This window comes from Mycobacterium genavense ATCC 51234, assembly GCF_000526915.1.
GTDB lineage: Bacteria > Actinomycetota > Actinomycetes > Mycobacteriales > Mycobacteriaceae > Mycobacterium > Mycobacterium genavense.
The window spans coordinates 1-10,236 of record NZ_JAGZ01000023.1 but is presented as its reverse complement, the minus strand read 5'-3'; the positions used below and the strand labels follow the sequence as shown (position 1 = coordinate 10,236).

Sequence of the window (10,236 nt, the reverse complement as noted above, 5' to 3'; positions counted from 1 at the left end):
GGCCCCACCGAGTTGACCAACATCGTCTTGGTCTGCCCCTACCACCACCACCTGCACCACCGCGGCCTGATCACCATCACCGGAGACCCCGAGCACCTGCTCGTCACCGACCACACCGGCCAACCACTGCGCCCAGGATCACTCGCGCACCCACCCAACCCCCACCCGACGTGCCACCATGCCCCGGACCCACCGGCGAACGCGCCCACTGGTGGTGGTACCAACCCTTCCAACCACAACCACCACCCACCAACTAAGCACCAGCACTCAAACCTATTGGAGCATAACGAATTTCACCTGAAACATCCGCAACCCGCACCCGCGACTCCGATGCCCGTCACCCGAGCCCGGAGCACAACTCGACGCGGACGTTATGCAAGTAGGCGGCTGTCCGGTGGCGGGCCGGAGACCGGACGGATCAGCCCGGCACCGGTGATCAGCGGCAGGTCGAGTGCGGACAGCAGTCCCGGCGCGGCCGCGCACACCGCGGGGATGGCATTGACCATGCACGAGGAACCGGCGATGCGCGCGCCCAGATCGTGGTCGTGGTCCTCGGCCATCTCGAATTCGCATCGCATGCTGCGCGAGCCGTCGCTTTCGACGCGATAGACACCGCGGCCCGACGCCAGCCCGAAGCCGAGGTCCTTCGGCGCGAGGCTGATGTGCGGCTGGGGCCAGTCCGGTGCCAGGTCGTCGCGCATCCGCGTCACGTGGTCAACGACGAAAGTTGGTTTGCCGCCGACATATCCGGTCAGCGTCGAGCGCATCGCCGCGATCGTCCCCGCCTCGATGCGCCCGGTGGGCGTGTCGAACGACTCGGTGGCGGGGACGCGTTCGTTGCTGTCCTCGATATTGTCGATCTTGACGCCCAGCCCCGCGGCGAGCTGGTGTAGCACCGGACCCCAGCCGAAGGTGAATATGCCCGGCTGGGCGGCGAACGCCTGATACTCCGGCGGCTTGCCGAAACCCAGGATCTCGTACACCGCGGACCGGTCCGGGTAGGTGGCGTAGTTGAACATTTCCGTCACCCGCACCGATTCGATGACCCGTGACACTCCGGTAAGCAGCAGCGGCAGAACATCATTGGCGAACCCGGAGTCGATGCCGGTGGTGAAGAACGACACCCCGCCATCGAGGGCGTCCTGGCGCAGCGGATCGGTTAATGCCGCGTCGACGGCGTCGGGAAAGACCAGCGGCACCACCGAACACGACACCACGTTCTTGCCGGCCCGCAAAATCGAAACCATGTCCGCCACGGCCTCCAGCGGCCGCAGGTTCGCGCCGGCGGCATACACCACCGCGTCCGCAGCGCCGGCCAGCATCGGCCCCGGATCCTGGGTGGCCACCACGCCGACCGGGGCGATGCCGCACAGCTCTCCGGCGTCGCGACCCGCTTTGGCGTCGCTGTGCACCACGAGATCGGTCAGTTCCAGCTCGGGGTGGTCGATCACGCCTCGCAGGGCGATGACGCCCATCGATCCCGGCCCCCAGACTCCCACCTTTAGCACGACTATTCTCCTAGTATTAGGATCATTAGTCCGACATTTTGGACAGATGCTAGGGAGCCGGGCATGGGTACGTCAACCGCCAAGTCGCCGCCCACCGCTCGGGTGATGGATGTGCTTGCCACGCTGGCGGATTCGCCGGACGGGCGAACCTCGGCGGAGCTGGCGATGACGTGCGGGATCAGCACCTCAACCTGCGCGCTGGTGCTGGCCGAGCTGGAACGCCGGTCCTGGGTCACCCGGCGCGGGGATCGCCGCTATTGCCTGGGCAGCGGATTGTTCGGGCTGGTGCACGGACTGCGTATGCAGTTCCCGCTGCTGGACCGCGGCCGCGAAGCCCTCACCTTCCTGCACCACGCCCTCGGCGCGGGCTGTTCGATGTCCAGGATCGGCGGGCGGCACCTGACCACCGTCGACGCGGTGGGGCATGGCACTGACGGTGGGCATGCCGTCGGCCAGCGCTTCCTTATCGATCCGCCATTCGGACTGGTCGCGATGGCCTGGCGCGACGACGAATTCGTGCAGGCCTGGTTGCAGCGGGTGGTGCCGCGGCTGTCCCGCGCCGAAATCGCACAACAGCAACGGGTACTCGCCGACATCCGCGCGCGTGGCTACGGCGCCTGGCGGTTCGACGACACGCACCAGTCCTTGCACCATCGGCTGGCCGGGGTACTCGCGTCGTTGGAGCCCACCGCGCAGATCACCCGCCAGCTCACCACGCTGATGACGATGGTGACCCTGCAATCGACTACCGACACGCTCGAAACAGAGCTGGCGTCAACGGAATTCGTCGTGCTGCCAATCTTTGGCCGGCACGCGCAGCCGGAGTACCAAATCGAGATCCATCTGGGCGGCGCGGCCTCATTGACGCTGGCCGCACTCGACGACGCACTGCAGCACGCGCAGGGGCTGCTCGGCGCCGCGGTGTGATTACCCTGATGTCATGCCTGCCATTTCCGAGATTCGGCGCGCGGCGGATCGAGCCGTCACCACGACGCCGTGGCTGACATCCAGACATTCGTTCTCGTTCGGCGACCACTACGAGCCGGACAACACCCACCACGGGTTGCTGGTGGTGAACAACGACGACGTCGTGGCGCCCCACAGCGGATTCGACACGCACCCGCACCGCGATATGGAAATCGTCACATGGGTGCTTGAAGGCGAACTGACGCACCAGGATTCGGCTGGCAACCACGGTGTGATCTATCCGGGCCTGGCGCAACGCATGTCGGCGGGCAGCGGGATCCTACATTCGGAGAAAAACGACTCCGCCACGCAGCCAGTGCATTTCGTGCAAATGTGGGTTGTCCCCGACGAATCGGGCATCGCCCCCGGCTACCAACAGCATGAGATCGGCCATATCGGTGCCGAACTCGTGACCATCGCCTCGGGCATACCCGGGCGCGACGCGGCCATCCGTCTGCACAACGGTGGTGCGGCACTGCACGGCGCGCGGCTGCACCCCGATGACGCCGTCGTCGCACCCGCCGCCCCGTATCTGCACGTCTTCGTGGCGCGCGGCCGGGTCAATCTGGAAGGCGTCGACGAACTCGCCGACGGGGACGCGGCCCGGCTCACCGACACCGACGGTCGGCGCCTGACGGCGAGCGAGCCGACCGATTTGCTGATCTGGGAGATGCGCGCGGGATTGGGTGGCCAGAACCAATAGAGTAGGCGGGACAGACGGGATCCGGCATGTCGAAAGCGCAGCCGAGGCACGCGGTGCCAAACCCAAAGCGCGATGTAAAAGCACTGAAAACGGTGAATTTCTGGGCGTTGCCCATCGGCGCCACCCTGGCCCTCATGTCGGCGCTGTGCGCGCTGTATCTCGGCGGCATTTTGAACCCGGGTACCAACCTGCACCATTTCCCGATCGCCGTGGTGAACGAGGACGCCGGTACCGCGGGCCCGAAGATCGTCGACGGTTTGGTCGCCGCGCTGGACAAGAACAAGTTCGACGTCCGGGTGGTCTCCCACGACGAGGCCAAACGGCTGCTGGACCGGGCACAGGCGTACGGCGAGTTGGTGATTCCGCCGACGTTCTCCTCGAATCTGCGCGAGTACGGCGAGAGCGCGGTGATGCCTACCAAGGCGCAGCGGCCCTCGGTCACGATCTTCACCAACCCCCGCGCGGGCACGCTGGGCGCCGGCATCGCCGGGCAGACCCTGACTCAGGCCATGTCCACCGCCAATACCAAAGTGGGACAGTATCTTTCGTCTCAAGTCGCAGAGCAGACCGGCAATGCGCCGCTGACGGGCGCGTCGCAGGCCGGCCTGGCCAGCCCGATCGATATCAAGTCGTCCGTGTACAACCCGTTGCCCGAGGGCACCGGCAACGGGTTGTCGGCGTTCTACTACGCCCTGCTGTTGCTGCTGGCCGGCTTCACCGGCAGCATCGTTGTGTCCACCTTGGTGGACACACTGCTCGGGTATGTGCCGGCCGAGTGGGGTCCGGTGTATCGATTTGCCGAGCAGGCCAACATCTCTCGCTTCCGCACCCTGCTGGTGAAGTGGGGAATCATGGTGGCGCTGGCACTGTTGACGTCCGGTGTCTACCTGGCCATCGCCCATGGACTCGGTATGCCGATTCAGCTCGGCTGGCAATTATGGGCCTACGGCGTTTTCGCGATTGTCGCGGTGGGCGTGACGTCCAGTTCACTGATTGCGGTGCTGGGTTCGATGGGCCTGCTGTTCAGCATGCTGGTCTTCGTGATCGTGGGGTTGCTGTCGGCGGGCGCCACCGTCCCACTGGAGGCGGTACCGCCGTTCTTCCGTTGGCTGGCCGAGTTCGAGCCGATGCACCAGGTGTTCCTGGGCGTGCGGTCGCTGTTGTATCTCAACGGCGACGGTGCGGCCGGCCTCTCGCAGGCGTTGTGGATGACGTCGATCGGACTGGTGATCGGCCTGCTGGTGGGCGGCATCGTCACCCGCATCTACGACCGCAGCGGATTCCACCGGATTCCCGGGGCCATCGGGGTCGCGATCACCGAGGCGCACCAAGCGCAGCACAAGGCGCGCATCGGCAACAAGCACGAGAGTTCGGCCGATGCGAAATCCGGCGATGCGGACACCAGCGAGACTGATCCCGAAAGCGTAAGCAAGCAAACGTAATTCGGGCGCGGCCCAAGTGTCACACGTTTGTTATTCATGTTGACAGCTGTGACTGATGTGACTGATGATGTTTCCGTTGCATCCACATCAGGGCCGAAAGAGCTGCCGTGCTGACACGACGCACCGGGTTGCGCCGACTGGCGGTCCGCCTCACGACGGTGTTCGCCTGCGCCCTGGTGACCAGCACCGTCGCACCGCCCATCGCCCACGCCGCGGACGGCCGCGAAGCGCTCGCGAGCGCGATCGGCGCCACCAAGGGCTCGTATCTGGTCTACAACTTCGGCCCCGGCCACCCCACGCCGCTGATGGACGCCAGCGGGCGGTGGTACGAGATGAACAACGGCGGGCATTTGATGATCATCAAGAACGCGTCCGAACGCCTGGCGCCGCACCTGCTGGTCGACACGCACCGCGGGGTTCAGGCGCGCTGCGAGAACAACCCCGGGGCCCGCACCGGCGAGGGGTTGTGGCAGGCCTCGGAGCTGTACACGCCGCTGCAGGCGTGGCAACGGATGGGCCAGCCGACCATCGCGATCAACGCCAACTTCTTCGACGTGCGCCGCCAGAAGGCCGGTTCGTGGCGTCAGACCGGCTGCAGCTCGCCGCTGGGCGCGTTCGTGGACAACACCAACGGGCAGGGTCGGGCCAACCAGGCCGTCACCGGGACGGTGGCCTACCCCGGCAAGCAAGGGCTTTCCGGCGGCGGGGAAAGCTGGTCGTCGCTGACGACGATGATCCTGCCGACCGGCGGTGCGCCGTACGTGGTGTGGCCACGCGGCAAGAATGACTACGACGCCGCCACCCCGGTGGTCGCCGACTTGCTGAACAAGAACGCGAAGTTCGTCGCGGTGTCCGGGATCGGGCTGCTGGGCCCCGGCCAGACCCAGCAGCTGCACGACGGCGGCCCCAGCGCGGCGCGCACCGCCCTGGCCTACGTGAAGCAGCGCGACGAGATGTACATCTTCGAGGGCGGCAGCTACACCCCGGACAACATGCAGGACCTGTTCCGCGGTTTGGGCAGCGACACCGCGATCCTGCTGGATGGCGGTGGGTCGTCGGCGATCGTGCTGCGTCGCGACACCGGCGGGATGTGGGCCGGCGCGGGCTCACCGCGCGGCTCCTGCGACACCCGTCAGGTGCTCTGCGACTCCCACGAGCGCGCCCTGCCCAGCTGGTTGGCCTTCAACTAGCCAGCGGCGAGTCAAGCCTCGGCCGGACCGTACCTGAAGATCAGCAGGCTGGCTGCCACCACGGATGCCGTAAGTGTGAACACCGGAGCGATGAAGAACCGCGACAGCGTCGCGCCGAGGAACGCGCCGGCACACATCGTGAAAATCACAGTGAAGCGCAGCTTTTGGCGTTCGACGGTGCCGCCGCCAATCGGCTGTCCAGCCCGAGGCTGACGATCGTCGACGTCAGCACCGTCGTGGACAGCTCTTGGATACCGAACTGGCGAGCGCTGGAATGCTGCAGACCGAATGTCACCGTCAGCAACCCGATCATGATCAGCTTGGTGTTGTCGTGATAGTGCAGCATGCCCACACCGGCCAAGATCGACAAGGTAAGCAGCAGAACGATTTCCGCTGCCAGCACGGTGGTGATCCATTGCCGGGCCCGGTCACCGAAATGTCGTGACAACCGGCCGCTGAGGATGGTGGTGGTGGTGACGAAGGTGGGCAGGGCCACCGACACCGCGGTCAGGTCGATGCTGGTGCGCGGGGCGAGCCAGAACCCGAGGAAGATCACGTTGCCTGTCATGTTGGCGACGAAAACGTGACCGAGGACCAAGATACTGATCGAGTCGGCCAGGCCGGTGGCAAAAGTCAGTAGCAGCAACGCCGCAACGGTCGAACGCTCGGTTACCGGCGACGTGGCGGCCACGGGTGGAGTATATTTCGGCGGTCTCGGTTCGGCCGGGTTACGGATGCGGCGTGAGATCCAGCGAGGTGACCGTCGTCATTCTGGTCACCATCCAGCGCCCGTGCGTGTGCTTCATAAAAAGCCGATAGGACAGGTACTTCAGCGCCGGGATGTTCTTGGTCAGCGGGCTCGTCGAGGTGGTGTTGGTGTACACGATGACAACCGCGTTGGGGCCGTCCAGCGATTCGACCGCCGCGCCGGTGACCAGGGTGCTGTTGCTGATCTTGGCTTGCTTGTTCGGAGCGACGATGGCGTCGACGAATTTGCGGTACTGGGCCTCGAAATCGCCGCTGAGGTAGCGCGACGCGCGGTCGGCGAGGCTGTCCATGTTCTCCGGCGTGTAGGTCCACAGCGTCGTGATCGCGTTGGCCGCGGTGCGGGCCACGTTGAGTTTGGTTGTCGCCGTGGCACGGTCGGCCAGATAGGGCTGCATGGCCGCGCCCGCGAATGCCGCGGAGCCGACGAAAAGCAGTGCGGCCACCACGACGACGACGGCCATCCATTTGCCGGCCAGCAGTTTGCGCCGCGTCCGCCGGCCCGGTTCGGGAGCGGCCGCCGACTCGGCGGTGTCCCCGGCTTCGTCCGACTCCGCCGTGCCGGATTCCGCTGCAGCAGAGGTGGTTTCGTCGTGATCAGCGATGTCGTCGGCGGTCAGATCGGTCAGATCACCTGCAGCAGGCTGCTTATCTTCCACTGATTTCCTTCCCGTGTAGCAGTTGCCGTCCAACGGTTGATGTTCTCGAATACCTGCTTTTGATCCGGCGACTTGGACGTGACTTCGGTTGCCACCATCACAGTGACGCTGCCGTCGTCGTTCCACCGTTCCACGGCCGCCCCGAGGATGCTGCCAGTCGCGGGTTCCGCCCGGGCGACCTGCAGCAGGATCTCGTTGGCCTTGTCGTGGTACTGCTTGGCGAAATCGCCTGTCGCCTGGGCCATTATCCGCGTCACGTAGTCGTTGGCGTGGTAGGGATCCAGCGACGTGAACTGCGTCATGAACCCTGTCACGTAGCTGAGCACCTCGCGGTCCTTGGATGCGGCGTGCTCGCGGGATTCATGGGAGATCAGCATCAGGGTGGCCAGTGTGATCGCCGCCGTGGTCAACACCGCGGCGACGGTGCCGGCCACCGGCAACCCCCAGGCCCGGCGTTGCGTCTGTGGATCCGTCTCGACGAGCAGCGCGCCCTCACCGGGCTCAAACCTGCGGCGGGGGCTCATTTTCCGTTCCCCGGCGGCTTCGGTTTGGTCAGTACGGTGAGGTTGTCGACCAGCCAATGGCCGCCGTCCTTGACGAAATTCACCCGCACCGTCGCGGTGATGTAGCGCTCCTGGGGCGCCGCGCCGCGACGTCCCTGCATGAACAACAGCATCGTCGCCCGATCCGGCGACGCCGATTCGATCGAGCCGTCGGTCACCCAGTATTCGTTGATAAGCGGGTTTCCCTTCTGCACGATGTCCTGTTGCGCCTTGAGCGGGCCCCGGTAGCTGTCGGTCGCCAGCGACTGAGCCCGCTTGAAATCGTCGGCAAGTGTCGTCGGGTCGTAGGTCAGCATCTGCGCGACGATCTTCGGCCCCTGGATCGCGATCTGGGCCCGCGTTTGATCGGTCGCCCGATCGCGGGAGTACACCACCGCGTAGCTCACCGCGGCGCCCGCCAGGCACAGAACGGTCGCGGTCAGCACCGTGCCGATCGTCCAGCGCCGGATGTCGGGCCGCGGCGTCTCCGAGTACCGCACCTCGGTGCGCAACAGCATGTCGGCGAAGGTGCGCCGCTGCGAATCCCACAGCGGCCAAAGCCATCCCACCACCGACATGGTGTCGAGCAGGTGAGCCAGATCCCGCAGTAGCAGGCCCCAGGCGCCGATGACCGTTCCGTCGCGGTGTACCACCGAGATGCCGAACAGGGCGCGGCCCAAGCTCCATCCGTAGATGTTGGGCAGCAGCAATCGGTTGACCAACAGTGCCAGGATCGCAATCCCGAGCACGCAGCTGCTCAGCCACCACCACCCGCCCCGCGGCGGCACGGTGAACGACACCAACGCCATCGTCGTCGCCACGGCGCCGGCGGGCAGCAAGTCGACCGCGACCGCAGCCGCGCGAATATGCCACGGCGCCAAGGCATTTTGTGATGACACTTGGGGGGGTGTGGTCGCAGTTTCCTCGACCACCAGCGTCACTTCGTCACCTGGTCGAGCTTGGCGATCCGGTACTGGCCTTCGTCCATGGCCATCTTCACCCGCAGCCGATAACCGGTCTCGTTCTCCGACTGCTCGGTGGACACCTTGACGCGCATCGCGACGAGCACTTCGATCGAACCGTCTTTGTTGTCGCGCTCGACCGCGGCCCGCACATCCGAGACCTGGACGTGGACGTTCGCGGACTGATACGCCTGCACGAGCAGGCCGGTGTAAACCATGGCCTGTTGCCGGAAGGCGTCGGTGCCGCATTCGATGATCTTCTGCTCGCTGGCGATCATCGCGTTGGTGTCAGGCGCCTGCGTCGCCGAAACGCAATCGATCGCCGCCTTGACCGCCGCGGCGTTGTTGCGCGCGATCAGCTGGCTCTCGTGGTGGTAGCGCAGCGCCAGGTAGCCACCGGCGCCGACGGCCCCGGCCAGCAACAGCAGAGCGGCGGCGATGCCGGCCAGCCATCCCCGGCCCAGCGCCGACGGGGAACGCGCAGGGGGGAGCGCTTCCGCCGACTCGTCGGCCGGCGGCTGTTCAGAGCCGTCGTCGGCCGGCGACTGTTCGAAATCGTCGGAAGCCGGCGCGGCTTCGGTGTCGTCCTTCGGCGCTGGCGAAACTTCGGCTTCCGGGGTGGCTTCGGGTTCCGCCGTCACCTCGGTCTGGTCGGCTCCGCACTCGGATTCTGGCGAATCCTCGGCCGTCACCTCCGGGTTGGTCTGGTCGGTGACGTCGTCCGATTTCTTCGGCCGTCTCCGACGCAGACGACTAAGCATCGACATCGGTGGTGGGTTCAGCCGGCTGGTGCCAGCATCTCCTTCCATCCGTCGTCTCCTGTTTTGGTCGAGTTTTCGACGGAGTATTTGACGCCGTCGGGCCCTACCAGTTCACCGCTTTGGGGACTGTATACCGCCGAGGGGGGTCCCATCGGCGTGTAGACACACGGGTTGGGCTGCTGTCCGTTGCACTGCACCGTGCCGGTACCTGGTCGCTGTAGCGAGTCGCTGACCGGAGGTGGCGACTCGGCGACGCGGTCCGACGGCGCCGGGTTCATGCCGTTGTTGATAGATGGCGCGGGGATCACCATGCCGGGTTTCACGGGCTGGTCGCAGCGGGCTCCCGGCGCCGGGCAGGTCAGAATCTGGTTCGGGTCACCGAACCACGGGTTGGTCCCGGCGGGCACATACGGCCTGGGGTCGCGGCACTCGCGCGGCGTGGCCGCCCGCTTGCCGGGGACATCCACGCAGGGGATGTTGCGCGAGCCGCGCACGCTGTTGGCCGGGGTGTCCATCGGGATCTTGCAGTAGGTGCCCGACGGCAGCGGTTGCAGGCTGGTATCGGCCGGTGACCGCCACTCGGAGGCGGGAATGAAACCGGTCAGGCAGGGCGGCGGCTGGTTGATCGTCAAGCCGAGGTCCAGCGCGGCCTGGTTCGGGAACGGGGTAGATACGGTCTGGGTGATCGAGGCGGCTTGGGGCAGGAACACCAGCACCTGCTCCACGCCGGTGTGGTAG

General features: G+C 66.0%; 9 protein-coding genes and 3 pseudogenes. 5 read left to right on the top strand and 7 right to left on the bottom strand.

Annotated features, from left to right (window positions below):
* Positions 1 to 257 (top strand): annotated as a pseudogene (locus tag T428_RS35195) (hypothetical protein); the annotation flags it as partial.
* Positions 258 to 371: 114 nt separating this feature from the next.
* On the opposite strand, the gene T428_RS0124495 reads toward T428_RS35195, so the two are convergent.
* Positions 372 to 1,508 (bottom strand): NAD(P)H-dependent amine dehydrogenase family protein, encoded by a 1,137-nt coding sequence (locus T428_RS0124495; protein WP_025738518.1) that lies wholly within the window; start codon positions 1,506 to 1,508, stop codon positions 372 to 374.
* Positions 1,509 to 1,571: 63 nt separating this feature from the next.
* Between T428_RS0124495 and T428_RS0124490 the strand changes: the two genes are divergently transcribed.
* The 4 genes from T428_RS0124490 (at position 1,572) to T428_RS0124475 (ending at position 5,809) form a co-directional block, all read left to right on the top strand.
* A complete protein-coding gene (locus tag T428_RS0124490) occupies positions 1,572 to 2,435 on the top strand; it encodes a MarR family transcriptional regulator (RefSeq protein WP_036468856.1) in 864 nt (287 codons plus the stop codon).
* Positions 2,436 to 2,448: 13 nt separating this feature from the next.
* Positions 2,449 to 3,177, top strand: coding sequence for a pirin family protein (locus T428_RS0124485; protein ID WP_025738516.1), 729 nt, complete (start codon positions 2,449 to 2,451; stop codon positions 3,175 to 3,177).
* 26 nt (positions 3,178 to 3,203) lie between these two features.
* A complete protein-coding gene (locus T428_RS0124480) occupies positions 3,204 to 4,619 on the top strand; it encodes a YhgE/Pip domain-containing protein (RefSeq protein WP_025738515.1) in 1,416 nt (471 codons plus the stop codon).
* A gap of 80 nt (positions 4,620 to 4,699) precedes the next feature.
* Positions 4,700 to 5,809: a phosphodiester glycosidase family protein gene (locus tag T428_RS0124475; RefSeq protein WP_025738514.1), complete on the top strand. Its 1,110-nt coding sequence runs from the start codon at positions 4,700 to 4,702 to the stop codon at positions 5,807 to 5,809.
* Positions 5,810 to 5,820: 11 nt separating this feature from the next.
* Here T428_RS0124475 and T428_RS30790 read toward each other — a convergent pair.
* The 6 genes and pseudogenes from T428_RS30790 to T428_RS0124445 form a co-directional block, all read right to left on the bottom strand.
* Positions 5,821 to 6,500 (bottom strand): annotated as a pseudogene (locus tag T428_RS30790) (YoaK family protein).
* A 37-nt stretch (positions 6,501 to 6,537) separates the two neighbouring features.
* Positions 6,538 to 7,233, bottom strand: a complete 696-nt coding sequence (locus T428_RS0124465) for a hypothetical protein (protein ID WP_025738513.1) — start codon at positions 7,231 to 7,233, stop codon at positions 6,538 to 6,540.
* Positions 7,200 to 7,757, bottom strand: a complete 558-nt coding sequence (locus tag T428_RS0124460) for a mammalian cell entry protein (RefSeq protein ID WP_025738512.1) — start codon at positions 7,755 to 7,757, stop codon at positions 7,200 to 7,202. The genes T428_RS0124465 and T428_RS0124460 overlap by 34 nt, the downstream gene beginning before the upstream one ends.
* Positions 7,754 to 8,716: an RDD family protein gene (locus T428_RS0124455; protein ID WP_025738511.1), complete on the bottom strand. Its 963-nt coding sequence runs from the start codon at positions 8,714 to 8,716 to the stop codon at positions 7,754 to 7,756. The genes T428_RS0124460 and T428_RS0124455 overlap by 4 nt, the downstream gene beginning before the upstream one ends.
* The gene (locus T428_RS30785) at positions 8,713 to 9,546 is read right to left on the bottom strand and encodes a hypothetical protein (RefSeq protein WP_025738510.1); all 834 of its coding nucleotides are present in this window, start codon (positions 9,544 to 9,546) and stop codon (positions 8,713 to 8,715) included. The genes T428_RS0124455 and T428_RS30785 overlap by 4 nt, the downstream gene beginning before the upstream one ends.
* Positions 9,516 to 10,236: pseudogene (locus T428_RS0124445) on the bottom strand (MCE family protein); the annotation flags it as partial. The gene T428_RS30785 and the pseudogene T428_RS0124445, both read right to left, overlap by 31 nt.

Excerpts from the sequence above, each read along its gene's own strand:
- T428_RS0124490 (WP_036468856.1), top strand. The coding sequence starts at position 1,572 with ATGGGTACGTCAACCGCCAAGTCGCCGCCCACCGCTCGGGTGATGGAT.
- T428_RS0124485 (WP_025738516.1), top strand. The coding sequence starts at position 2,449 with ATGCCTGCCATTTCCGAGATTCGGCGCGCGGCGGATCGAGCCGTCACC.
- T428_RS0124480 (WP_025738515.1), top strand. The coding sequence starts at position 3,204 with ATGTCGAAAGCGCAGCCGAGGCACGCGGTGCCAAACCCAAAGCGCGAT.
- T428_RS0124460 (WP_025738512.1), bottom strand. The coding sequence starts at position 7,757 with ATGAGCCCCCGCCGCAGGTTTGAGCCCGGTGAGGGCGCGCTGCTCGTC.
- T428_RS30785 (WP_025738510.1), bottom strand. The coding sequence starts at position 9,546 with ATGGAAGGAGATGCTGGCACCAGCCGGCTGAACCCACCACCGATGTCG.